A 25098-nucleotide genomic window follows, 5' to 3' on the forward strand; every position below is an offset into this window, starting at 1 on the left:
TTTTAGTTATATACCTCTTGAAAAAAGAACTGTAGTTACAGTTTTAAAAATAATTCTTAAATCGAGAGTTATCGAACGGTTTTTAATATAATATAAATCATATTCCAACTTCTTGATAGAATCTTCAAGATTCTCTCCATACTTATACTTAACTTGAGCCCAACCTGTAATACCGGGCTTAATAAGGTGACGAGTACCGTAAAAAGGTACTAACGAATTCAACTGGTTAACAAAAACTCTTCTCTCAGGTCTTGGTCCAATAAATTGCATATCGCCCTTTATAACCGATAATATTTGAGGTAACTCATCAATTCTAAATACTCTCAATATTCTTCCAAATGGAGTTATTCTAGCATCATTCTTTACCGCCATCTTGGCCCCTTCCTTTTCAGCATTAACTACCATTGATCGAAACTTATAAATTTTAAACTCATTTCCATGAAGCCCAACTCTTTTTTGAGTATAAAATAAAGGTCCTCTATTAAAAAAGAAATTCAAAATAAAAACCACCGGAATACAGAACAATAAGACCAAACCAACAAAAATCGATAGAATAAGATTCACAATAAAACTAAATATTGTATGTAAATACCTAATTTTTCTATTTCTTAATTGCAATATTTCATAAAAACTGTCATTATGAGATTGTATAGGTAATGCTTCATAAGTATTTTCATAAAAAGAAGTATAGGATATAACCTCTTTGCCTTTTAAAATGGATTTTAAAAGTAGTTTTTCCAAATCATCCGGAAAATCACTATAATTTTTAATATTCACTATCCAAGAGTCGACTTTTTCTGTTGCAACAAAAAACTTATTTCTTATTTCATTGTGCTGATTAAGATTATATGTCAGTTTTACCTTATAAAAAGTTTCAACATCGCCGCCATCAATAGAAGAGGTTACTTCCCTAAAATGTTTTTCTGTTTCCTTATCATAAATTAGTAATACATTTTTAGTCGTAGGTATAACTCTAAAAACATTTACAAAGAACAATCTCCAAAGAGCAACTTCTATTGGTGTTAGAATTAGGAAGACCAGCAATGGAATTCTCCAAAAACTAGTGTCAAAAAACAATACAGAAAATATAAAAACAGTGAAAACAAATAAAGCAGTAATATACAGTGCCTGTGAAACAACATACTTTCTTTTTAAGGTTTTCTGTAGATTATATAAATCCAAAATGTAAGAAAGCGTTAGAAACGAAAACACTCCAAATACAGTTATTATAACCTTTAATTTAAAAGACGCAAATTCAATATCAATAGCATTATTGATAAAAACATTTAGACTTGCTATTATAATAACCAAATCCCCAACTAAGAGAATAAACTTACGTTCTATTGAATTTAAAATTGAAGGATTGGGCATAACACTAATTAAAGATTCGCAATTTATACTAAATTTTTCCTAATACTTGTATTGCAAAAGAAAACAGTAAAGAAAATAAAAAAGAAAAGACCTCTTTGCAAATACATAAAATCTTCAATTAAACATAAACTTATTACTAAAACTAAAAAATATTGAAACAATGAATTGTTGGTTTTAAATGCTAAATAAATTACATATCCCAACAAACTAGTTAATATAGAAAACCCTAAAAATCCGTTCGACAAAAGTTCTTTTAAAAATGAATTATGTGGAATTAGTGTTGTAACCACATCGTTTATTGTAACCGTATGCTTTAAAATATTCTTTTCTCCTATTCCAAATAAAAAATTCTCGTCTATTATTTCAACAGATCTTGAAAAAAACACAGTCCTGTCATAATATGATTTTGTTAGTGATTTGAAAATCCATTCTTTAATAAGAAAGAAACCAACCAAAACACTTAAAAATAATGGGATTACCAAGACCCTGTAGTTTTTCAATAACAAGAGCGTATTAACTAATAAAAAAATACCCATGGTTAATTTTGAACCTAAAAAAAATATAGCACATAATTCAAGTAAAAAAATAAGACCATATAGCGCTTTTAACTTAACATTCTTTAGCCTAAGAAAATTTCTTAACACATATACAGATGAAAAAACTATATAAGCACCAATATAAGATCTATGAAAAGTACCAGGAAAATTATTTTCTATTGCCCAAAATAAATAATTGTCAATTTGAACCGTATACCTTGGGTGCGTATAAATAAAATAGAAATAATAAAGTATACAATATACTATGTAAACTAAAACACCACCTGTAAAAATATCTAAAATAGATTTTTGTATTGACTTTAATTTTAATTTATCCTTAATATTAAAAATCAATATTGGAAGAACAGAACAAATAATCTTCACATCATTTATAATAGTGTTTTCAAAAAAACTCCTACCAGAAAATACCAAGGACAATAAATCAGACAGGAAAAACAAAAGAAACAACAAAGACAAAGAATCAATACCAATTGGTTTTTTTATTAAAAAAAAACAGTTTAAAATCAATAAACCTGCAGCAATTGACAATACAATCAAAGGTAAGGGCAAGGGTAAAACTAATGCAAAAATGTAAAACCCAATAAAGTTCTTATCTAGCTTCATAAACTATCATAGATTCTAAGCAGTTTTGTCATTATTTTTACATTTGAAAAATGAGAGATTACTCTTTTTTTTGCATTTTCTCCCATTAAATCAACCAATTGATTATCAAAAGACAATTTATCAATAGCCTGAGCTAATTCTATTATATTGGAAGGTTCAACTGTAATTCCTGTAACATTATCAAGACTCACAAAAGGGACCCCAGTTGGCAAATTAGTATTAATTACAGGTTTGCCATAAGACATCGCCTCCAATTGAATAATCCCAAATGCTTCACTAGCAGCAATTGAGGGAAAAACGAAAAACAAACATTTTTTTAATAAATTCCGTTTCTCTTCTTCACTGACAAATTGATTTATAAACTTGATTTTTCTTGTGGATTTATTTTGATACTTTGTGATCAACTCCACTATATCTTTATCTCCATCACCTACTATAAATAGTTCTTTTCTTGTTTTAGCTTTCAAATAGGCTTGTAATAAGACATCAATACCTTTGTAGTACGAGAGTCTTCCTAAACATAAAATATACTCTCCTTTTGATAACTTTTCATCTATTGGATTCAAATTAATCCCTAAAGGTAATATTGATACTTTATTCTCAAATTTTTTCAAAACCTTCGAGAATTTAAGCAAATTAGGGGACGTTGTAGTTATAATAGATGCTTTCTTGCATAAATGTGATTGAAAAACCTCTACAAGTCGTTTTAAAGATTTTTGCTTTATAATATCACTGTGCCATGTAACAACAATCTTTCTCTTACTACTAATAAACAACGAAAGTAAAGATGCCAATGGAAACGGTTCGTGAAAATGAAATAAATCATGAGATTTATATAATTTGAAGAAATGATAAAAAAAAGAAACTGAAAGTGGCATAGACATAAAAGTTCCAAAAGAAGAACACCTCACTATTTCAACCCCATCAATATTTTCCTTTACCGTCTTAAAAGTAAAATTTTTATGAATACACAAAACCTTGACCTTGTGTAGATTTTTTAAAGCTTGAGCGTATTGACTTACTACAGTCTCCACACCCCCAATATCTGGATAATAATATTTATTTACTTGTAAAACCTTCAATACCTTTATTAATATATAATTCTATTAATTTATTAACATGAGAATCTATAGAATATGAATGCATTTGATTCAAATTTTTAATTAAAATCTCTGATTGTTCAACAGATCCTAGTTGATCTATAGCTAATTGAAGTTTACTAACAAGACCTGCTATATCTTTTTTAGAAAACAAATATCCTGTTTCAAAATCTTTAATTAAATCAATATTCCCATTACAGTTAGATGCAATTACTGGTATTTTGCTTAGTCCAGCCTCTATTATTGAAGTTGGCAAACCTTCTGACAAGGAGGTTGACAAATATAAATCAAAATTATGTATATAATTACCCGCACTAGGCATATCCCCCCACAAATACACCCTATCGCTACATTTTAATGATTTAATTGTACTTTCCACTTTTTCCTTATACAATATATCACCATCTAAAAATCCGCCCATAATATGCAAAGCCGTATCTTGATTGTTCAGTAATGCAAAGCTCTTTAACATTGTAACAATGTCCTTGACAGGGTCTATTCTAGATAAGCTTACAATGTTAATTTTATATTTATCTAAAACACCTTGTAATTCACTTGGTAATTGCATTTTAGAAATGTCTACTCCATTACCGATTACCGTTACCTTTATATCATTCACCCCAGTAGTCTTTAAATACAATTCTTTTTCAGAATGACTAACTGCAATAGCCTTTACATAACAATAAGAAAATAATTTTTCAAAAAGCATATGAAATGTATGTCTAATTCCAGAATACTTAATATGAAATCCCCTAAACGTATAATAAATATCTACCTTATAGAATATATAAATTAAAAACGCATAAAATGCCCCGCCTTTACCATTAGCATGTATAATATCAGGCTTGACATTTTTTACTGTTCGGAGCAATTTAAGATACGAGCTTAGTTTAATACTAGTTAAATTTACATCAAAGCTATCATCAGTAGCTTCAACATATTTGTTAAACAAATTTCCATCAATATTGCAGGCAGCAGCATAATTGCGAATTTTATCTTTACTTCCTTTAATGAATCTTAAAACATTTACCGGGGCGCCTCCTATTTTATACGCAGGAAATAGATGAAGTACCTTCTTCATAGAAAATATTCTAAGTTAGCATTTATGTACTTATAATTTTTTAGCGCTAGCATAATAGCAGCTAATAGAAACAATAGTATTCTGGTTACCATTTCAGATTTTTTAATTAAATATGCCAACAAAAAACCTTCAACAGCTATGAAGTAATAAGTAATTCGTATCATATAGGAAAAACTATTTAAGAAAAAATTGAGCGATATTCCAATTATGAACAAGTTCAATAAAAACGAATATTTGGGATCGTTGATTTTTTTCTTTTCTGTAATAAAAATAATAGATATTAAAATATACCAAATTTGAATAGGAGAAAAACCTACTCTTTCCATTTTAGAAGCATAATTCAAAAGTTTCGAAAAAATAAATTCTCCCCAAAAAAAGCTGAACCTGACAGCAAATTGAAATACCTCAATTAAGGATATAAAGACAAATAAAAATGAAATACCAAGTATTGCTAAAAGAGTAGTTCTTTTGATTTTTAAATCATATAACCACCAAACCGGTAAAAATATGATGACCGAAACATGAAATGTTGCAGCTAAGATGATACATATAAAAAACGAAGTCTTCTTTCTTTCTATCACATAATGAAGTGAAAAAAGACCTATTCCAAGTGCCATTGCTTGTCTAATCTGATTTGCTTCAAGCGATAAAAAATACGTTCCAAACAACACAAATGCTGTGACCAAAGGCAATGGGGATAATTTATGGGCCGCTTTTAATTTTAAACTTACTGAAATGAAAGCAATACAGAATAAAAAGAAAATTTCATTATTATAAATTTTTTTAATCAACGTTGAAATATATAAAAAGCCCAAGTCCAAACCGTCATAACCCTTTACCCTTTTGCCAATATCATTGAAAAATGTCAAGTAAATTTCAGTATCAACACCATGGCTTCCTCTTATAGTAAGCACAAAAACTATAGCTATAAAAGCAATGAATATTAATCCCTTAATTCTTTTATTTAAAATCGTTTGGAGCAGAGAATTTGAAAAAAAATATAAGTAAAGAACAATGTAATTTATCATGTGCAATAATTTACATGTTCAGTATTAAATCTTCATATCTGCTTACAATAGAAGTTATACCATATCTTTGATTCACTTCTTCGCTAATTTTATCTTTTGAATGGTCTTTAGAAAGTATCTTGTTACAAGTTCTTTCTAATAATTCAGAATTTTCTATATCTATAATTTGACCAAAAATTGGCTTATTTATAATTTCATTAATACCGCCTTTATAATTGTTTGCAATAACCGGAACATCACAGATGAGAGATTCTAAAACAACGTTTGGAAAACCCTCAAATCTAGAACTTGAAATGAATATTGATGATTGTGATATGTATTTATAAGGATTATCTTGAAAACCAAGTAACGAAACATGTTTCTCAATGTTTAATATTTTTAATAATTCAATTAACTCATTCTTTAACTTACCTTTTCCAATAATAGAAATATGATATTTATCTTTATCCTCAAATTTCGCAAAAGATTTAAAAAGCAAATCATATCCTTTTTGATAAGTTAAACTACCTACAGATATTAAATTAATTTTGTCTTGAGGAAGCAAAACGCTTGTAGATTGCTTAAGACTTTGTATATATTTTAAATCAACTGGATTATTAATTTTTACAACTTGATTTTCTTTTAAATTTCTTACAAGATTTTTTAGATCTATCTCCATATCATCACTTTGAACTATAATTTTGTCAAAATTCTTATAAAACATTTTATAAAAAAGAATCGTGATTCTATTATGATTGCTTTTGCTTACAATATTAGATTCTCTACCAATTACCTTAACATTTCTTGGAATTAAAAAAGAAACAGCTGATATCATTGCATTCAAGTGACCCAATGTAGATAAAACTATGTCCGGTTGTTCCTTTCTGATAAATTTTATGATTGGATAAATCGAATAACGAACTCTTGACACTTTTAAATCATGTATGGAAATAGTTGGGTCCTCCTCAATCTGAGGCAAAAACTCACCTTCTTTTTTTAAGAGACACAAAGTAACTTCAAACTTATCTTTATTGAAATACTTGCACAAATTCATGAAAACCCTTTCAGAACCGCCTCCGCCAAGTGATGGTAGTAAAAAAACGACTCTCAGTTTCATATTTATATTATTTTCTATTATCAACTGGCAACGTTACCAACTCACCTAACTTGTAATCCCACTCTTTAGGAATAATCGGTCTAAAACCAGAGTCATGATTAAAAGTAATCTCACCAAAATATACTTTAGTATCATCTAATGAATAAAAATCAACTCTTACATACGGAAATGCGTCACTTAAAACTCTTGCTAATTCAATCATGACGTCTAAAGTACTGGGTCGAGGAATATTTAAGTTGTTTGGTAATGTTTCTCCTCCCGTCTTCAGCTTAGTAGACCAATGAAACTGTGTTCTTTTCCAATTTATATCATACCAATTTCTAGAATGATTCTGCTTACCTCGGTCTACATCTAACTGTATATATTTGGGTTCACCTTTAAAACAATGAATCTTATAATCTTCAGGTATTCTTCCATTCTTTGTAATTAAAAGCTTTTCAACTAAAATTTTTGGTGGTATGTTCTTGTATTGCCATTCTTTTGATTTGTAGTAAAAATTAGACTTTAAGCTTTTTGAAAAAAAACGCCTAAGTTCATTCCAATCATTAATATCATTTTTATCCTTTACTATTTTATAACTTCCAGAATCATGGTTTGTTTTTATAATAAACGGCTCCTCTGGTAAATTTTCATAATTTATATCATTGACATTTTCTGTAACCAAAATTAAAGGAACTAAATACTCTGCACCAACCCTATCCGCCACATAATCTCTAACCGCAATTTTATCGGCACATATAGTATGTAAGGGTGTTCTATTATAGAGTTTTAGCCACTGTATTTTTTCATTTAAGGTTCTTGGATTGTTTAAATCCAAATCATAGCCCATTCTTCTTTTAAAACGGTTTTCGGTAAAAGCCTTTTCTTTAACAATTCTATGCCTATAAAAGTCAAACAGATAAACTAAAGGTTTTGCTAAGTAGCTAAAAGAGCCTCCACCATAATAATATTTGCCCAATTTTGATCTAATGCCCATGGATATAAGATTGTATTTAATTGCTAGATAATAGCGATATAAAAATTCAAAAATATAAACAATAAACACTACTAGAACAATATACTTGAAAGTTATTTGATTTAAGAAGTACAATAGAACGATTAATATCAAATAAAACACAGATGACATTAGCATTGTATGAAAAAGTAGTTTAAACTTATCAAATACTATAAAACAATTTCGCGCTAAAAAAACAGATAACGTAAGAAATAATGAACTAAATAAAAATAGCCGAATTTCTTTCTCATTATTCAACTCTTCAATATTCAAAAAATGAAAAATCTCTGTTAAAAAAAATTGTGTAACTACTACCATTGATAATACTAACAAAAAGCTGTAAAAAGCAACCTTTTTAACAAAACCCATGTTTAAATCTTTTGCAACCTTTGGATAAATTGCTCCATTTATAGCCTCTATTGGCTGCGTTATAAAGGAAATAAGTTTAATCGAAATATCATACAAAGCTACTTCTTGCATTCCTAAAAAATATCCAACAATAAATACGTTAAAACGATCCTTAATAGAAATAACAAAGGTTGATGCAAAAAGATAAAAACTACTTTTTAAGTAAAAAAAGTACTTATCCCAACTGTATAATTTTAAAGTAACTTTTTCATGATTAAACATTACATATAACCCAATTAGACCACCAACAAATGCACCAATTCCGAAAAAAATAGGCACGTTCAAATAATCCGCAGCACTTTTAATGGTTAAAAACATTAAAACAACGAAAACAATTTTAACTGACACATTGATGATAACTATGTATTTCATTTCTTCTATCCCTTGGAAAAACCACTTTGGAAAAAGAATGAAATTAAAATTCAAGGCGTAAAATAATAAATACAAGATTTCATCTCCTTTAAAGAAAGGAACGTTTATAACCACTATGAAATAAATAAAGAATACTATTATACCAAGAAATAGCCTAATTGGAACAATGCAAGAAACAATTTCAGATAACTTTATTATATCTTCTCTATAAATAGAAACTTCCTTTACTGCAAATCGGTCAAATCCAAAATCAATAAATAATGACAAATAAAGCGCTAAAGATTGAGCTAGAACTATTTTTCCCCATAATTCTAACCCGAACATATCAATTAAAAAAGGGTAAATTATAATGGGAAAAAAAACATTGAATATTTGTAGTAAGGTTAAATAAGAAAAATTTTGGACAATGTTGTTATATTTGTCTAATAAAATTTTGAACTTTTTCATTAATTAATTTTTCATTGTAACCCTCTTAAAAAAGATCAATTAATCCTACTATTTTTTGGTCTAGAAGCAAGATAAGCTGTGTTATTATCAAATATAAGGACCTTATTTGAAAGCTTTTTGTCATTTATTATCTTTACTGCAAACTGGTACCAAGTCATTTCAATTTTATCGGTAAAATGGTAAACTCTATATTTAAATTCATTCAACTTTATTTCCCCAATGATAAATTCACCCAAATTCATAGCATTTGTGGGATATCCTAATTGAGTATTAGAAATTCTAAGAATATCATCTGTTTTAGCCTTCTTCAGAATAGTAGTATAAAAATTCTTGCCAAATTCAGAATACAACCAAGATGTTCTTATAATACAATAGTTGTCCATTATTTCTTGAATATGCTTTTCACCTAGTAATTTAGATTTACCATATTCATTAATTGGGTTAGGCACATCCTTTACGGTATACGGTTCATCCTTTTCACCATCAAATACATAATCGGTAGAAATGTGTATTAAGGTCGTATTATAACTTTTACAAACATTGGCTAAATTCTTAACACCTTCTGCATTTACCTTATAAGCAATATCTGGTGTTTTCTCGGCTTGTTCTACATTTGTGTATGCGGCGCAGTTAATACAATAATTAAAATTGCCCTTTACAAATGCTTCCTCTATTCCTAAAATATCAGTGATATCTAACTCCTTGGAACTTTTAAATATAACATTCAATTCGTTATATGATGGAGCTATTTTTTGCAAACATTGACCTAGTTGCCCATTGGCTCCTGTTACTAATACTTTCTTCATTTTTCTAAATCTTTGAAACTAGGCAGAAGCATGTCTTTCTTTGATACGGTCAGTTCTGAAATCGGGTAGCTCCAGTCTATTCCTAAATCTAGATCACTATATAAAATGCCCGATTCCAATTCAGGGTCGTAATAATTATCACATAAATAAGTGAAAATTACTTCGTTGGTAAGTGTTACAAAACCATGGGCCATACCTTTTGGTATAAAAAGACTTGTGCGGTTTTTATCAGATAGATTAACCTTGATATGCTGTCCAAAAGTTTCACTGTTTGGTCTTAAATCTACCACCACATCTAATACTTCTCCTCTTTGGACGGAAACTAATTTAGCCTGTGCCCCTAGTCCTTTTTGGTAATGCAAACCACGTAAAACCCCTTTCTTGGAAATAGAGGTATTTTCTTGGACAAAGTCAATATTATGGCCTAAAAAAGCCTCCAATTCCTTTTTTCTGAAAACCTCAAAAAACATCCCTCGTTCATCTGAATAAATTTGGGGTTCCAAGATTAAACATCCTTTTAGTTTTGATTCAGATATTTTCATTTAATCAGGCGCATTAAATATTCTCCGTATCCACTTTTTAATAACGGCTCAGCTAACTTTTCTAGTTGTTTTGCATCAATAAAGCCTTGGGTATATGCTACCTCTTCTATACAACCTATTTTTAATCCTTGACGTTCTTCTATTACTTGCACAAACTGAGATGCGTTCATTAAAGAACTAAAGGTGCCCGTATCTAACCAAGCAATTCCTTTATCAAGAACACTTACTTTCAAGTTACCTTTATTTAAGTAAGCGATATTTACATCTGTAATTTCCAGTTCTCCTCTTTTGCTAGGTTTTATTTGCTCTGCGATCTCTACTACATTATTATCGTAAAAGTAAATTCCCGGTATAGCATAATTTGATTTAGGAATTTGAGGTTTTTCAACAATTGAAATAGCTTTTCCAAATTCATCAAATTCAACAACACCATATCTATTTGGATTATTTACATGATACCCATAAATTATACCACCTTCTGGCTTAGAATTTTCTTTTAATAATTTTTCCAGACCATTACCGTAGAAAATATTATCTCCTAAAACTAGAGCAACCTTACTATTACCAATAAATTCCTTACCTATTATAAAAGCCTCTGCCAAACCCTTTGGTTCTGGCTGAATAGCATATTGAAATGTACAACCCAATTGTTTACCGTCTGACAGTAGTTTTTTGAATAACGGTAAATCATCTGGTGTAGTTATTATTAAAATTTCCCTTATTCCAGCAATCATTAGCGTAGATAACGGGTAATAAATCATTGGCTTATCGTAAATTGGCATTAACTGTTTACTTAATGCTTTTGTTAAAGGCCAAAGTCGCGATCCCGTACCTCCTGCAAGTAAAATTCCTTTCATAATTATTTGGATTGATACTTTTTTAAATACCAGTCAACTGTCTTCTCTAAACCAGTATGGAAACTTTCTAAAGCATTCCATCCTAGTTCTTTTTTAATTTTGGATGCATCAATGGCATACCTAAAATCATGACCTAATCGATCATCAACAAACTTAATTTGGTCTTTGTAACCTCCATTGCTTTTGGGTATTTTTAAATCTATAAATTCACAAATTTTTTCAGCTATCGTTAAATTATCATATTCATTATTTCCTCCCAAAAGGTAGGTTTCACCATCAACGCCGTTAAAATAGATAAGATCTATTCCTTTACAATGATCCTCTACAAATAACCAATCCCTTACATTCTTACCATTACCATAAATTGGAATTTTCAATCCTTTTATAGCTGATCTAATAATTGTAGGAATTAATTTTTCATCATGCTGTTTCGGTCCATAATTATTTGAGCAATTACTGGTGACTACGTTCATACCATAAGTATGATGATAACTTCTAACCAAAAAATCAGATGAAGCCTTAGATGCACTGTAAGGACTATTTGGCTGGTAATTTGACCCTTCTGTAAAAAAACCATTTTCACCTAAAGACCCATAAACTTCATCTGTGCTAATATGATGGAATCTATAATTTTCACCTTTCCAATAGTTTCTAGCTGCCTCTAATAACGTAAAAGTACCTTCAATATTGGTTTTTATGAATTGCCCTGGAGAGTTAATTGAATTATCTACATGTGACTCTGCGGCAAAATTGATTACGCCTTTTATTTCATGCTTATGAAATAGTTTTGAAACTAAGGTTGCATCGCAAATATCTCCTTCAATAAAAGTGTAATTAGGATTATTACTTAATTCACTCAAATTGTTTATATCACCAGCATAGGTTAGTTTGTCTAAGTTAACTACTCTAATATTAGGGTATTTCGTTAAAAAGTAAACAATAAAATTGCTCCCTATAAAACCAGCACCACCAGTGATTAAAATTGTGTTGTCAGATAGCTGGTCTATCATACACTACATTAAAGATTTTGCCTTCTTATTCAAATAAAGGAGTGCTGAAAAAACGAAGAAGCCAGAAAGAAGTAATAATGGAATCAACACAATACTCTTCCCAAAAAACGACTTATGCTCTACTTGTGTTTCCCCAAGGTTGATAACACTTACTGGCACAGTACGTTCTTCTAGTTCTATTTTTTTGGATTCTATATCTCTGATCAGTCCTGTTTTGTATTCAAAAATATCAGCAATGTTAACTTGCTCTTGGTTATCAAGAATAATCTTATTAGTTGCAGTACTATTACCTTTGTTAGCTAGACCACTTGTATAATTAACTATAATCTCATCTACTTGTTTTAATAATTTCTCGTCTTGTTCAATACGATCTTGGGCATTGTTTCTATATATTTCTAATAGCCCGTTAAAATAGGTATTGGAGTTAATATAATCTAAAACCTTTTTTGAAAACTGCTTACCAAATGCAGCATTGTTATAATAAAAAGTAATTCTATGGTTGAAAGAGCTTTTGTTTTGTAACTCGGCCCTAACGATATCAGCAATAGCATCTGTATTTTCAAAGCTTTGAAGCAGTTCTAAATATTTTAAGTCACTTTCAGAATTGCTTACCTCTGCGACTCTACCTATTTCAATTTTTAAACCTGTAAAATCAACTTCATTTATACCTATGGTATTAAAAAACAAAGTATCTTTCGCTTGTATATTAGATTGTATTTCGGTTACAACATCATATAAATAGTTTTTGCTTTCCAATTGAGGTTTAACAATGACCTCTGTTTTATACTTTTTAGATATAATTTGATTGAGACCGTACCCAATTGCAAGACCAACAACGACCAGGCCAATAAGTATGAGTAGATTCTTTTTTAAATAAAGAAATACTCTTAAAAACCAACAAAAAACAGCATTAAAGCCCCTTCCTATTAACTGAAACAATTGCCCTAAGTCAATTTCATCTGAATTGTTCTGGGTAGATGGTGATTGATTGCTTGCCATTTACGTATTGAATATTTGTTTTAAAATTTTATCTGTAATAAGATATGTTGGTTTTACCCCAGTAGTTCCTAATCCGCCAGAAGCCAATGTACTACCGGTTTCCAAAGGGTTATCTGATGCATAATATGCATAACGTACTTTTACATCTTCTCCTATACTCTTTCTAATTTTTGAAGCACTCTGTATTGCTTTTTGGTAATGTACTCCCTCCATTTCCAGTCCAATAACGTTCCATGTAGACTTGTGAAAAAACTTTAGTATGTCTTTGTTCTGAAGTGATGTTCCCAACACGGTTACCATAGTCCCTTCAAAAACCTTTAGACCATAACCCTCAAAATCCTTGGCACAAAGTTCATTATTAAATGGGTAATTATCTGCCGTACCTTCAAATATATGTGCAGATGGAATCATTAAATCTCCCTTGCCGCCTTCTAGTATACCCGCCTTACCCATAATGGAAACAGAATCTACGTTAATCAACGACGAACCTCCCTTCTTGGTTACATATGGTTTCAACAACTCGTCTATCGTCTCATAAGCCTGTTCGCCAAATGCGTAATCCATTACAAATATAACAGGTTTTTTATCATCTTGATTTTCTGAAAATTCGTACGAGCAGTTATTGGTTTTTATTTTCGCCGTATCAAAAATTTGCACATCAATATTGGTTCCTGATGTATCATCAATAGCGATCATACCATTTTCTTCTGCCAAATCAATAACCTTTTTTCTTAAAGCAGTGTTCCCAGAACTACTAAGTGCTTCAAAAATCTCTAAAGAATCAGTATTTGGAAATTCACTCTTTAAGGCTACTTTAGCAAATAAAGAATTCATTACACTGTGCATATTGGCAGAGATAATATGAATTGGTCTTTGCAATAAATTATTTTTGGTCAGTACCTCTTTTATATTATTTGCCCATCGTTCACCATGAATATGATGCCCCAAACGCTCTCTTAACAATGCACTGAACGTTATGGCTCTTTTTTCACCTGTTATTTCTTCATCTAAGGCTAATTTACCTAACCAATAAATTACTTTTAAAAAACGATCGGGATTGTCTTTGGTACTGAATTTTTTATACACCTCCAATATCTCTTCAAAGGATCTGCCCAAGATATTAGCGGTATGAATAATGGCAATTTCACGTTCAGATTGAGGCAATTCATCCTTTTGTACGGCATTTTCAAGCTTGGTCCAATCCCTGATGGTTTTATCTGTATCTGTTATAAGGACCTTTTTACATATTTTCTCAGATTCAATGAACAAAAATGTAAGGTGAGTTAGAATGTCATAAATATCTGATCGCCCCCTAGTAATTTCAATATTCATTTGCTCCTCATCTATTCGGTAGCAATTTCTTCTTCTCTTTGGTGGTATTATTGGGTTAATGTGTGAAATACCATACCCTTCATCTGAAGTTAAATTAATAAATGAGCACTGTTCTATACCTTCTGGCAATCTTTCTAGGACATAAATGAGTCCGTTCAATTCTGCTTTTTCTTCACCTACGGAACCATATATTTCAGGTCTTAATTGTAGGAGTGCATTTTTTAAAGCTTCTCCCGATACTCCGTTCGGTTTATAAAAACCTCTATTGAACAAATGGCGCATGGTGATGTACATGCGTTCAATTGCATTTGTTGACTCTTGCGCCCTAGTAGTTGTAATTGCTTTTCCCATTGAATATTTCGAACGAAATTACGATTTATAATCTGTTATTAAAAAGTTAGCTATTGCTTAGCTTATATTTTGATAAACCATCAGCAACTTTTCTATCATTGGATAATCTTTGTACTTTATTTTGTCCGCCAAGTTTGCCTATGGACTTCATATATTCCATAAAAGCCCCATGCTGTACAGGTGTGATTTTTAATGTTTGTAATACCTTACCTACTATTAAATCGTAGTAATAGCTATTTTGTTGTTGCAAAGCCACATCTAACGTATTAATGAATTTCTCCATGTCACTTGGTAACTTTTCAAATTCAATGAACCATTCGTGATAGGGCAATTCGTCATGTTGAGGAACAATTTGTGGAGCTACCGTAAATTCGCTTACACTTGCATCTGTAGCATTCGTAGCAACCAACATTGCTTCTTCAACTTCTTTAGCGATTACATGTTCTCCAAAGGCTGAAATAAAATGTTTAATACGTCCCGATACTACAATTTTAAAAGGGTCCTTTGAAATAAACCGAATGGTATCTCCTAAATTGTAGCCCCATAGTCCCGCATTTGTGGAAATAATCATTACATAATCTACACCTAATTCTACATCTTTTAACGTAATTCGCTTGGGGTGTTCATTAAAGAATTCATCTGACTTTATGAATTCATAGAATATTCCCGCATCCAGGAGTAGCAACATTCCGCTTTCCTTCTGCGAATTTTGATAAGCAAAAAAACCCTCGCTTGCCGGAAAAAGTTCTATGCTGGCTACTTTTCTACCTATTAAGGCTTCAAACTTCTTTCTATAAGGCTCATAATTGACTCCGCCGTAAATAAAGAGTTCAAAATTTTTGAAAAGATCACCAACATACTCATTGGTATTTTCTTTAAGTTTTTCAAAATACATTTGTACCCAAGATGGTATACCCGCAATAACGGTCATATCCTCATTCTTGGTTTCTTCTACTATGGCATTAACCTTTGTTTCCCAATCTTCAATACAATTAGTTTCCCAACTGGGCATTCTATTCTTCTGTAAATAATTAGGAACGTAATGTGCAGATATACCTGAAAGTCTACCCAACTTCACACCGTTCTTTTCTTGTAATACAGGACTTCCTTGTAAAAAAATCATTTTGCCAGTTACAAAATCGGCATTCCCGGTTTCATGTATATAATTGAGTATGGCATTCCTAGAGGCTTTAACCTGTTCTTTTATACTCCCTTCAGTAATAGGAATATATTTTGCACCAGAAGTGGTACCAGAGGTTTTGGCAAAATAAAGTGGTTTACCGGGCCAAAGTATATTTTCTTGTCCTTCTACCGCCAAGTTTACATATGACTTTAGTTCTTCATAATCACGTACGGGTACTTGGGCAATGAAGTCGCTATGTTTTTTAATGGTTTTAAAATTATGGTCTTTACCAAACTTTGTTTCCGCTCCTTTGGCAATTAAACTTTTAAAAACCTTTTCTTGGGTCTCAATGGGGTTGTTTACCCATTTATTGGTCCTTTTGGCAATACGGTGCGCAAATATTTTAGCAGCAATGGTCTTTAAGGACATTTTTTTTTAATTAAAGTCAATATAATTGGTTGGATCAATAGGTGTACCATTGTCCCAAATTTCAAAATGTAAGTGTGGTCCGGTAGTAAGTTCTCCCGTATTACCAACAGCGGCAATTACCTCTCCCCCTCTTACGATATTACCTTGATATTTAGATAAAGAACCATTATGCTTATACACACTTAACAGTCCTCCTTCATGTTCTATAATAATAACATAACCAGTATCGGCGGTCCACTCTGAAAATATTACGGTTCCATTTGCTACAGCTTTTACAGGACTATCGGTAACCGCAGTAACATCTACTGCATAATGCTTTTCATTGGGGTTAAACCCCATAGATATTGATCCGGTGACCGGAGTAAACAAAACCAAATTCTTTTTATCTATTGTACGCTCAAACAAGTTGTATTTATCTTCTAAAGCAACTTCGGCACGTAATAAGGAATCTTCCTTTATCGGACTTAAATCTACTGATGCCGGATCTAGTTTATATTGTTGAAATAGTGAATCTCTATTAACTACGGTATTCTCTATATCTCCCTTTAAAACCATACGTATATTATCTAAATACTTATTGGTATAATTTAAGGTTCTAATGAGTGAATCCGTTTTATAGGTCAGTTCAGTGGCTTCCTTTTTTAGCCTGGTAGATGAATACCCTGGAATATATTCCCTTAACGGTGTAAAGGCTATCAATAAGGTGGTAAGCCCTATTAGACCGATCATAAAAAGAGATCCCGTAACAAATACATTGAGCCTACTTAATTTAAAAGAAATCTTTTCTTCAAAAGTACTTTCATTTAGTATTACCAAACGGTACTTATGCAGCAATTTACGTTTTATCTCCTTTCTTTTTTTGACTTTCTTTTTGGCCATCTTAACAAAGATAAACTTAGAATTTAATTTTAAACCTATTCACTTAAGAAATATAACGGCAATTACGATAGCTTTTTGTTCGTATATACCCAAATTATAGTTAAAATATACAAACCATTAAACGTATTTGGATATACTGAAGATTTCTACAGTAGTTTTTAGTATCTTTGAAATCCATATTTAAATTATAGTCTTATGACATTCTTATCTACATTTTTGGCCATAGGCGCTCCACAAATAATATTAGTGGTAGTCGTAATTCTGCTATTATTCGGAGGAAAAAAGATTCCTGAACTTATGAGAGGTTTAGGTAGTGGAATCAAAGAATTTAAAGATGCCTCTAAAGAGGATGAACAATTAGGAGAAAAGAATAAGGAGTAATTACAAAATAAACTTCTTGTCAATCATTATAAAGCCCTGTTAAACAGGGCTTTTTGTATTTTTAATATTCAATCTACACCTTCAATTAATTTGTACAAGGGTTTATTGATCAAGCGTTTAACAGCGCCCTTACAACGTAGGTAGCTACTGAATAATCTACATACACGACAAAAAATACCTCTTTCACAACAATTAGTATTCAGAATACCCCTATAAATCTAATTTCGTTAAACAAACGGTACTAAAAACCTATGGCTAACCGTTTGAACTATACTTAACCCCCTGTTGAATTATTCATTCAGCTTAGATTTATATTTATGAGAAGTGTTTTAAATTTATTTTTTCTAGTATTTGTTCTATTTGCCCAAGCTCAGAATTTTGGAGATAATATAGAAGCAGATTTATCTCAAGAAAAGGAATATGGTACAAGAATGGTATCAGATTTTGAAGAGGAAGATAAGAAAGAATTTCAAAAAGCTGCAGAAGCAATACCGGTTCCCTACAGAGCTTTTAATAAGGTGGAGAACACAGAAAATGGCTACTACGTTATCTCTGGTACCTTCTCAAAAAGTAAAAATTTAAAGTCTCAAGTAAGAAAGCTTAACAAGAAGGGGTTTAATGCCGGTTACTTTCAAAATCCTGAAAATCAACTTTACTACGTTTATCTAAATCATTATGACTCTTGGCGCGACGCTTTGGACGACTGCTCTTCAAAATTTGGCGGCAGATATGAAGATCAAGTTTGGGTACTTAAGATACTAGACGGAGAAACGGAGTCTTTGCTCAATATAGAAACTGTACCTGTTGAAGATGTTACTTATGATATGCTTAAAGAAACTACAACGGTAAATACTGAATCTAAAACCAAACTTGTTAAAAGAGCCGATGAATATTTTGATAAAATGTGGTATGCTGAAGCAGCTAAGTTATACGAACAGGCATTATCAAAAGGAGAAAAATCATATTCTTATGACGTATTAAAAAAAGCAGGAGATGCGCATTACTTCAATACTGACATGGAGAATGCATATAAGTGGTACAATATACTTTATACCAAATATGAATCTGACATGGGCTTAGATTATTTATTTAAGTATGCTCATTCTCTAAAAGGTATTGGTAACTACAAAAGATCTAAAAGACTTTTAAAGTTATACAATAGAAAACTTGCCGGTGAGGAAGTGGAGCAGCAAACCAAGCATAATGAAATTGTGTTGGACGGACTTCTTAGAATGGAAGAGAAATTTGATATAAATAACCTTAGTATAAACTCAAAGTATTCAGAATTCTCACCAATGTATTATGGTGGTGATCAGATGGTATATGCCTCAGCAAAAGATTCATCCATTTTTAATACCAGAAGGTATAAATGGAACAATCAGCCCTATTTAGATTTATTTGTAGCTAAGGTAAATGATGAAACCCAAGACTTTAAGAATGCACTTAAATTTTCAAAAAAAATAAATACTAAATATCACGAAGCCTCAGTTGCCTTTTCACCGGATAATGAGACTATGTATTTTACCAGAAACAATTACGGTAAAAAACTAAAACGAGATAAAAACGGCATTAATCACTTAAAGATATATAGATCTAGGAAGGTAAATGGCGAATGGTTAGAGGCAGAAGAAGTTTCATTTAATAGTGATGAGTACTCCACTGGTCACCCAGCATTGAGTCCAGATGGAAAACAATTATACTTTGTATCGGATATGCCTGGTAGCATAGGGGAAACTGACATTTTCGTAGTAGACGTATTAGAAGACGGCAGCTTTTCTTCGCCTAGAAATTTAGGTCCAGAAATAAATACCGAACATAAAGAAATGTTTCCATTTATTAATGACAAGAAATTGTATTTTTCATCAGATGGTCATGTAGGATTAGGCGGATTAGATGTATTTGAAGTAGCTTTTGATGATGAAGTTGGTTTCTTGGAAGTACGAAACGTTGGTAAACCGGTCAACAGTAAAAAAGATGACTTTTCATTCATTGTTGATGAAGAAACACAAAAGGGATACTTTGCTTCTAATCGTAGTGGCGGTAAGGGAGATGATGATATCTACTCATTTAAAACCTTACAGATTGAGAAAATACCAACCAGTATTAACGCTATCTCAGGTATTGTTACGGAGTTGATTACTGGAGATTTAATGCCTAACGCATTGGTAGAACTACTAGATGAAAACAATATTAAACTAAAAGAAATGGAGACCGACGAGAATGGTAACTTCATTTTTGAAGACTTGGATGCCGATACTAGGTATGTATTAAGAACAACAAAGGGTTCTTATTTTGATGACACCAGAGAAGCCGCTACTAAAGAAAATGAAATTGTTAATGTAGATGTTTCCATGAGAAAACTGAACGATATGATTGCTGTTGAAAATGGTATTAAGAAACTCAAAACAGAGATGATCCACTTTAACTTTGATAAATCATTCATTCGTAAAGATGCTGCTCTAGAACTTGATAAATTAATAGCCGTTATGAACGATTCACCAAACATGGTCATTAAAATTGAATCTCATACAGATTCCAGGGGTGATGCCGTATACAACAAATACCTATCTGATAAACGTGCAAAATCTACAAGAGACTATATTATAGCTCAAGGTATTGATCCAAAACGTATAGAAAGTGCTATTGGTTATGGAGAAGAACGCTTAATCAATGAATGTGATGGTTCTGTTCGTTGTACAGAGGAGGAACACTACCTAAACCGTAGATCAGAATTCATTATCGTGAATATGTAATACAACTTTAACTAAAATAATAAAACCCGCTAAATAGCGGGTTTTTTGTTTTTAAACTCTTTTCTAATCTCTCTAAAAGCCACTTTAACCCATTTAATATACATTCTATCGATCCAATAAAATAATGACACCGGTCGTTCATCTGATCTAATAACCGTTCATAGATTTTGGTTTTAAAAGGGTACAGTTGGTAGTAATAATTATCCTTTCACCTAAACTATTCCATATAACTTTCTATTATGGTGAACTTTACACCCAGCAACAACTAATATATTGATTATGGAAAAAATTACTCTAGTGAAGGAAATATACATTGAAGCTTTTAGAAATTGGAAAAGCTATATCTTAGAGCATTACTTCAAAGTATTCTCTTGGTTATGTTTTGTGTTGATTGCTTTTGCCATGTACGCATTGATATACAGAGTATCTACCGGTTTTACATTTAGTAATCTATAAGACTGTATAATTTTAGGTTCTGAATAGTTGAACTTAATTCACATAAAAAAGGCTCAGGAGTTTCCTGAGCCTTTTTTATTATATCATAATGAAATGGAAATTAATTCTTTTGATCTCCTACATTGAATTGAACCGATTTCAATATCGCCTCTAACTCGAACATGTAATCTCTTTTCTTAGTTGCCGGTGCAAAAACAAAGCCTTCCAAGACCAACTTACGGTTGTTCTCCTTATCATTTATAATATAGGTCAAAAATGGTCCTGCCATAGGGTATGCAGACATTTCCCAGATTCCCCTTACCTCTGCTGCCTTTTTACCAGAAACCTCAGCAGGAAAGACATATGGGGAAAAAGCCTTCTCCGTTATCATGTGGTTCTTTTTACCAGGTACATCTTCCCCGCCAATATAAAGACCGCCTATTGAATCTCTCATCTTAACAATGTCTTGAACAAAGGTAGAATCGTTCTTAAAGCTGTCCCAAGGCATGGTATACGCAATAATATTCATGTTCCCTTTTTGAATTTGGCGATCGATCCATACAAAATTATCCTCTTCTCTACCTACTCTATAAATGGAAGGAATTTTCATTGAAATATTAAACTTATCTTCAAGAGCCTTTTCCTTATTCAATGATTTCTCAAAACGTTTTTGAGCCTTACCAATTTCCAGAGCTTTATATTCCGCTATAAATTCTTTTGCCGTTTTATTGATGTTCTCAATAAGCTCTTCTTTATTATGCCCCTTAATAACACCTACCTTTTGCGGTTTGGCATACATGTTAGATTTCATGTGGGCAATGTTCAGAGTGTCTTCCATAACATATAATACAGAACTCGTATTACGTATTGCGCCACTAAATATCTGTTGGGGAATTTGGGTTACGCTAAAAAGCGCCTCGTCCCATGTTAAGCCCTGTGCCGCTGCCGTATAATTTTCTCGTATGGCATCGCCTACGTTACTATTCCACAAATCATTATCAATTACAACCGTAAGGGTATTCATGGCACCTACAGATTCTGGTAAATAATCTGCCTTGCCTTCTTCTTTACAAGCTATTGATAATCCTAAAGTTGCTAAAAAACAAAGTAATATTCTTTTTTTCATTTGGTGTTTTAATTTACGATGAACAGTCGCACAGTTTTAATTTTGTGCCAGGTTTTAAATTATTACCACTAATACCGTTCCATTTTCGCAAATTTTCAATAGTAACTCCAGGATATTTTCTAGAAATGGTCCATAATGAGTCTCCACTTCTTACTTCATGAATTTTTGAATTGTTGGCAACCGCAGTTCTAGTAGGGGTTTCCCTAGGTTTAACAGATGAAGTAGGTTTTTTTCGTGGGTAAATGGTCAATCTTTGGCCTATGCGTAAATTATTACTTCGCAAACCGTTCCATTGCTTTAGTTGACTTACACGAACACCGTAGCGTTCTGCTATTTTACCAAGAAAATCGCCATCTCTTACTCTATATCGAATACTGTTCTGTTCTGCTTGTTTTTGAATCTCAGCAACAATACTCTCTTTCTCTTTAAGTTCATTTTTTACATGGGCATAAATTGCTTCTTCATTAGCAACAAACTTTCCCATTTCTCGCACGGGTAACCTCAATGCGTTAGGTTTTCCTTCTACGAAAGGAATAACATCTAATTTGTAATGCGGGTTAAGTATTTTTAATTCCTCCTTGTCAATAGCTGCCAATTCAGAAATTTGATCAAATGTTATTAGGCTTTTAACATGAACAGTATCTGTTTCAAAATAGGCACGATCCACTTTTTTAGATCTTAAACCATGTTCCTCGGCATATTCAAATATATACATGGTAGCTTGAAAAGCAGGAACATACCCCGCCGTTTCACGTGGTAGATTTCTTCGAATATTCCAATAATTTCGTTGTCCGCCACTTCTACGAATAGCTTTGTTTACGTTTCCTGGACCAGAGTTATACGCTGCTAAAGCCAAATCCCAATCATCATAAATTCTATGCAATCTATTAAGATAATTGGCGGCAGCTGCGGTAGACTTAATAGGATCGCTACGCTCATCAACATAACTATTGATATTAAGCTTCATTTCTTTACCGGTACCGTACATAAACTGCCACAATCCCGTTGCCCCTACCCTAGAACGTGCTTTGGGGTTCAATGCAGATTCTACGATTGACAAATACTTCATCTCCAATGGAATATTATTATTGTCAAATTCCTGTTCAAATAAAGGAAAGTAAAATTGGCTAATGGTAAGCATGCGTTCCATTAAATCTCTTTTTCTGGTAAGAAAAGATTTTATTACGCTTTCCAATGATGAGTTATATTCAATGTTGAACGGTGTTCTTTCGTTCATTCTAGCCAACCGCATCCTCAAAGTATCGGTAGGTAGGTCCAAAACAAAAGTCGTTGTTGTATCTGGTTCCGTTAGTACCTCTTGGTACATTTCGTTGAAAAGTGGTGCGGCATCTACAAGCTCTTTCATCCAAAGACTATCAAACTTTGCAGCAAGTGCATTGTCTTGAAGGTTATAGGTGGATGATTCCGTTGGCTTAAACAATGCCAAAGACTCTGTATTGGAGCTTTTAACTATTTTCAGTTGCTCTAATGGTACTACACTATCTGTAGAATCTTGAGCTACAATTAAATTACTTTGTAAAGAGTCTTGTACCGTAGTGCCGGTATCTTTTTGTTGGGCAGCACCTATAATAGGAAACAGTGCCAATCCAAAACAAAAACAATTATAGGTTATTTTATTCATCATGGGGCAAAAATATCTTAACGGAACAAACGAAAATCGTACATTTTTTACTGAGAATAAAATATATTCTCTTAAAATGCACAAATTTTCGTTATATACCGTTTGTCGATAACGCCCTGACTACGCTAATATTGCAGCGATCCCTGGCAAGGTTTTGCCTTCTAAACTTTCTAACATTGCCCCTCCGCCTGTTGATACATAGCTAACTTTGTCCTCAAAGCCAAATTGTTTAACGGCAGCAACTGAATCTCCACCACCTACTAACGAGAATGTTCCCGCTTTTGTAGCTTCAGCAATATAATTACCAACTGCAATGGTACCACCTGCAAATTTCTCCATTTCAAACACACCGATCGGTCCGTTCCAAAGAATGGTTTTAGAATTTAAAATGACGTTTTTAAATATCTCTAAGGTTTTAGGTCCGGCATCTAAACCTTGCCAACCATCAGGAATTTTGTCTACATCCACTATTTGGGTGTTTGCATTTGCATCAAAATCATCGGCAGCAAGCACATCTACAGGAATATGGACGTTTACATTTTTCTGTTTTGCTTTTTCAAGAATTTCCATTGCAAGATCCATTTTATCGTCCTCGCAAATAGAATCTCCAACTTTACCACCTTGAGCCTTAATGAAGGTATAAGTCATACCCCCACCGATAATTAAATCATCTACTTTATCTAAAATGTTTTCTATAATCGTAATCTTAGAAGATACTTTTGCACCACCAAGAATAGCTAATACAGGTTTTTCACCAGTAGCCATAACTTTCTCAATAGCATCTATTTCCTTTGCCAATAAATAGCCAAAACATTTAGCTTCTGGGAAAAATTTAGCAACAATTGTAGTTGATGCATGAGCACGGTGCGCAGTACCAAAAGCATCATTGACATAAACATCACCAAGTTTGGAAAGTTTTTCAGCAAAACCTTCATCACCTTTTTCCTCTTCGTTATAGTATCTTAAGTTTTCTAATAAAAGTACTTCTCCGTTCTTTAATTCCGCAACGGCTTTTTCAGCTTCATCACCAACACAGTCACTAACAAATTTAACGGCAACACCAATAATTTCAGACACTGCATCTACAATATGGCTCAATGATAAATCTGGATTGCGTTCTCCTTTTGGTCTACCTAAATGGCTCATAAGAACGGCACTACCACCATCTTCCAACACTTTTATAATTGTAGGTTTTGCAGCCTCAATTCTATTGGTATCGGTTACTTCAAAGTTTTCGTTAAGTGGTACATTGAAATCTACCCTTATTAACGCCTTTTTATCTTCAAAATTAAAGTCATTTAATACTTTCATCTATTTATCCTTTTGTTAGTTAACAAATGTAAAGATTAAAAGGTTTGTGATAAAGTGCTAATAAG

Annotated in this window: 21 protein-coding genes; 3 read left to right on the forward strand and 18 right to left on the reverse strand. The window is 32.0% G+C overall.

Going from position 1 to position 25098, the window contains the following annotated elements; genetic code table 11:
• Nucleotides 1-6: 6 nt before the first annotated feature.
• Genes I600_RS10810 through I600_RS10880 form a run of 15 tightly spaced genes read right to left on the reverse strand, consistent with a single transcriptional unit; the run spans nucleotide 7 to nucleotide 17385 of the window.
• Nucleotides 7-1371 carry an exopolysaccharide biosynthesis polyprenyl glycosylphosphotransferase gene (locus I600_RS10810; RefSeq protein WP_058104553.1) on the reverse strand — a complete coding sequence of 455 codons (1365 nt, stop codon included), beginning with the start codon at nucleotides 1369-1371 and terminating at the stop codon, nucleotides 7-9.
• A gap of 23 nt (nucleotides 1372-1394) precedes the next feature.
• Nucleotides 1395-2531 (reverse strand): hypothetical protein, encoded by a 1137-nt coding sequence (locus I600_RS10815; RefSeq protein ID WP_058104554.1) that lies wholly within the window; start codon nucleotides 2529-2531, stop codon nucleotides 1395-1397.
• Complete coding sequence (locus I600_RS10820) at nucleotides 2528-3613, reverse strand: glycosyltransferase (protein ID WP_058104555.1); 1086 nt, start codon at nucleotides 3611-3613, stop codon at nucleotides 2528-2530. Before I600_RS10820 ends, I600_RS10815 begins: the two co-directional genes overlap by 4 nt.
• Nucleotides 3591-4712 (reverse strand): glycosyltransferase, encoded by a 1122-nt coding sequence (locus I600_RS10825; protein WP_058104556.1) that lies wholly within the window; start codon nucleotides 4710-4712, stop codon nucleotides 3591-3593. Before I600_RS10825 ends, I600_RS10820 begins: the two co-directional genes overlap by 23 nt.
• Entirely contained in the window at nucleotides 4709-5740 is a 1032-nt protein-coding gene (locus I600_RS10830) for an EpsG family protein (protein WP_058104557.1), read from the reverse strand. The genes I600_RS10825 and I600_RS10830 overlap by 4 nt, the downstream gene beginning before the upstream one ends.
• A gap of 10 nt (nucleotides 5741-5750) precedes the next feature.
• A complete protein-coding gene (locus I600_RS10835; protein WP_157490887.1) occupies nucleotides 5751-6836 on the reverse strand; it encodes a glycosyltransferase in 1086 nt (361 codons plus the stop codon).
• 7 nt (nucleotides 6837-6843) lie between these two features.
• Nucleotides 6844-9057 carry an ATP-grasp fold amidoligase family protein gene (locus I600_RS18990; RefSeq protein ID WP_082642954.1) on the reverse strand — a complete coding sequence of 738 codons (2214 nt, stop codon included), beginning with the start codon at nucleotides 9055-9057 and terminating at the stop codon, nucleotides 6844-6846.
• Nucleotides 9058-9092: 35 nt separating this feature from the next.
• The gene (rfbD, locus tag I600_RS10845) at nucleotides 9093-9863 is read right to left on the reverse strand and encodes a dTDP-4-dehydrorhamnose reductase (protein WP_058104559.1); all 771 of its coding nucleotides are present in this window, start codon (nucleotides 9861-9863) and stop codon (nucleotides 9093-9095) included.
• The gene (gene rfbC / locus I600_RS10850) at nucleotides 9860-10405 is read right to left on the reverse strand and encodes a dTDP-4-dehydrorhamnose 3,5-epimerase (protein ID WP_058104560.1); all 546 of its coding nucleotides are present in this window, start codon (nucleotides 10403-10405) and stop codon (nucleotides 9860-9862) included. Before rfbC ends, rfbD begins: the two co-directional genes overlap by 4 nt.
• On the reverse strand, nucleotides 10402-11262 hold the full coding sequence (rfbA, locus tag I600_RS10855; protein WP_058104561.1) for a glucose-1-phosphate thymidylyltransferase RfbA: 861 nt from the start codon (nucleotides 11260-11262) through the stop codon (nucleotides 10402-10404). The genes rfbC and rfbA overlap by 4 nt, the downstream gene beginning before the upstream one ends.
• A 2-nt stretch (nucleotides 11263-11264) precedes the next feature.
• Nucleotides 11265-12272, reverse strand: coding sequence for a dTDP-glucose 4,6-dehydratase (rfbB, locus tag I600_RS10860; protein ID WP_058104562.1), 1008 nt, complete (start codon nucleotides 12270-12272; stop codon nucleotides 11265-11267).
• Nucleotides 12273-12275: 3 nt separating this feature from the next.
• Nucleotides 12276-13271: a hypothetical protein gene (locus tag I600_RS10865; RefSeq protein ID WP_058104563.1), complete on the reverse strand. Its 996-nt coding sequence runs from the start codon at nucleotides 13269-13271 to the stop codon at nucleotides 12276-12278.
• Nucleotides 13272-14954, reverse strand: coding sequence for a DUF6909 family protein (locus tag I600_RS10870; RefSeq protein ID WP_058104564.1), 1683 nt, complete (start codon nucleotides 14952-14954; stop codon nucleotides 13272-13274).
• Nucleotides 14955-15000: 46 nt separating this feature from the next.
• A complete protein-coding gene (locus I600_RS10875; protein WP_058104565.1) occupies nucleotides 15001-16506 on the reverse strand; it encodes a GH3 family domain-containing protein in 1506 nt (501 codons plus the stop codon).
• Nucleotides 16507-16512: 6 nt separating this feature from the next.
• Entirely contained in the window at nucleotides 16513-17385 is an 873-nt protein-coding gene (locus tag I600_RS10880) for a M23 family metallopeptidase (RefSeq protein WP_058104566.1), read from the reverse strand.
• Between the two features lie 195 nt (nucleotides 17386-17580).
• Here I600_RS10880 and I600_RS10885 point away from each other — a divergent pair, with 195 nt between their 5' ends.
• The 3 genes from I600_RS10885 (at nucleotide 17581) to I600_RS19330 (ending at nucleotide 20975) form a co-directional block, all read left to right on the forward strand.
• Nucleotides 17581-17766 (forward strand): twin-arginine translocase TatA/TatE family subunit, encoded by a 186-nt coding sequence (locus tag I600_RS10885; protein ID WP_058104567.1) that lies wholly within the window; start codon nucleotides 17581-17583, stop codon nucleotides 17764-17766.
• 317 nt (nucleotides 17767-18083) lie between these two features.
• Nucleotides 18084-20519 carry an OmpA family protein gene (locus I600_RS10890; RefSeq protein WP_245188878.1) on the forward strand — a complete coding sequence of 812 codons (2436 nt, stop codon included), beginning with the start codon at nucleotides 18084-18086 and terminating at the stop codon, nucleotides 20517-20519.
• A gap of 279 nt (nucleotides 20520-20798) precedes the next feature.
• A complete protein-coding gene (locus tag I600_RS19330; protein ID WP_164674209.1) occupies nucleotides 20799-20975 on the forward strand; it encodes a DUF6747 family protein in 177 nt (58 codons plus the stop codon).
• A 100-nt stretch (nucleotides 20976-21075) separates the two neighbouring features.
• Here the strand turns inward: I600_RS19330 and I600_RS10895 are convergent, their stop codons facing one another.
• The 3 genes from I600_RS10895 to I600_RS10905 all read right to left on the reverse strand — a co-directional run bounded on the left by I600_RS10895 (nucleotide 21076) and on the right by I600_RS10905 (nucleotide 25033).
• Nucleotides 21076-22080 carry a DUF4837 family protein gene (locus tag I600_RS10895; protein WP_058104569.1) on the reverse strand — a complete coding sequence of 335 codons (1005 nt, stop codon included), beginning with the start codon at nucleotides 22078-22080 and terminating at the stop codon, nucleotides 21076-21078.
• Between the two features lie 13 nt (nucleotides 22081-22093).
• Complete coding sequence (locus tag I600_RS10900; RefSeq protein ID WP_245188879.1) at nucleotides 22094-23725, reverse strand: LysM peptidoglycan-binding domain-containing protein; 1632 nt, start codon at nucleotides 23723-23725, stop codon at nucleotides 22094-22096.
• Nucleotides 23726-23842: 117 nt separating this feature from the next.
• Complete coding sequence (locus tag I600_RS10905; protein WP_058104570.1) at nucleotides 23843-25033, reverse strand: phosphoglycerate kinase; 1191 nt, start codon at nucleotides 25031-25033, stop codon at nucleotides 23843-23845.
• Nucleotides 25034-25098: the final 65 nt, after the last annotated feature.

The organism is Maribacter dokdonensis DSW-8 (assembly GCF_001447995.1).
Lineage (GTDB): Bacteria > Bacteroidota > Bacteroidia > Flavobacteriales > Flavobacteriaceae > Maribacter > Maribacter dokdonensis.

Coding starts and splice junctions, on each gene's coding strand:
- I600_RS10895 (WP_058104569.1), bottom strand. CDS start 22,080: ATGAAAAAAAGAATATTACTTTGTTTTTTAGCAACTTTAGGATTATCA.
- I600_RS10900 (WP_245188879.1), bottom strand. CDS start 23,725: ATGATGAATAAAATAACCTATAATTGTTTTTGTTTTGGATTGGCACTG.
- I600_RS10835 (WP_157490887.1), bottom strand. CDS start 6,836: ATGAAACTGAGAGTCGTTTTTTTACTACCATCACTTGGCGGAGGCGGT.
- I600_RS10875 (WP_058104565.1), bottom strand. CDS start 16,506: ATGTCCTTAAAGACCATTGCTGCTAAAATATTTGCGCACCGTATTGCC.
- I600_RS19330 (WP_164674209.1), top strand. CDS start 20,799: ATGGAAAAAATTACTCTAGTGAAGGAAATATACATTGAAGCTTTTAGA.
- I600_RS10810 (WP_058104553.1), bottom strand. CDS start 1,371: ATGCCCAATCCTTCAATTTTAAATTCAATAGAACGTAAGTTTATTCTC.
- I600_RS10830 (WP_058104557.1), bottom strand. CDS start 5,740: ATGATAAATTACATTGTTCTTTACTTATATTTTTTTTCAAATTCTCTG.
- rfbD (WP_058104559.1), bottom strand. CDS start 9,863: ATGAAGAAAGTATTAGTAACAGGAGCCAATGGGCAACTAGGTCAATGT.
- I600_RS10885 (WP_058104567.1), top strand. CDS start 17,581: ATGACATTCTTATCTACATTTTTGGCCATAGGCGCTCCACAAATAATA.
- I600_RS10880 (WP_058104566.1), bottom strand. CDS start 17,385: ATGGCCAAAAAGAAAGTCAAAAAAAGAAAGGAGATAAAACGTAAATTG.
- I600_RS10825 (WP_058104556.1), bottom strand. CDS start 4,712: ATGAAGAAGGTACTTCATCTATTTCCTGCGTATAAAATAGGAGGCGCC.
- I600_RS10815 (WP_058104554.1), bottom strand. CDS start 2,531: ATGAAGCTAGATAAGAACTTTATTGGGTTTTACATTTTTGCATTAGTT.
- rfbA (WP_058104561.1), bottom strand. CDS start 11,262: ATGAAAGGAATTTTACTTGCAGGAGGTACGGGATCGCGACTTTGGCCT.
- I600_RS18990 (WP_082642954.1), bottom strand. CDS start 9,057: ATGAAAAAGTTCAAAATTTTATTAGACAAATATAACAACATTGTCCAA.
- I600_RS10890 (WP_245188878.1), top strand. CDS start 18,084: ATGAGAAGTGTTTTAAATTTATTTTTTCTAGTATTTGTTCTATTTGCC.
- I600_RS10870 (WP_058104564.1), bottom strand. CDS start 14,954: ATGGGAAAAGCAATTACAACTACTAGGGCGCAAGAGTCAACAAATGCA.
- I600_RS10905 (WP_058104570.1), bottom strand. CDS start 25,033: ATGAAAGTATTAAATGACTTTAATTTTGAAGATAAAAAGGCGTTAATA.
- rfbB (WP_058104562.1), bottom strand. CDS start 12,272: ATGATAGACCAGCTATCTGACAACACAATTTTAATCACTGGTGGTGCT.
- rfbC (WP_058104560.1), bottom strand. CDS start 10,405: ATGAAAATATCTGAATCAAAACTAAAAGGATGTTTAATCTTGGAACCC.
- I600_RS10865 (WP_058104563.1), bottom strand. CDS start 13,271: ATGGCAAGCAATCAATCACCATCTACCCAGAACAATTCAGATGAAATT.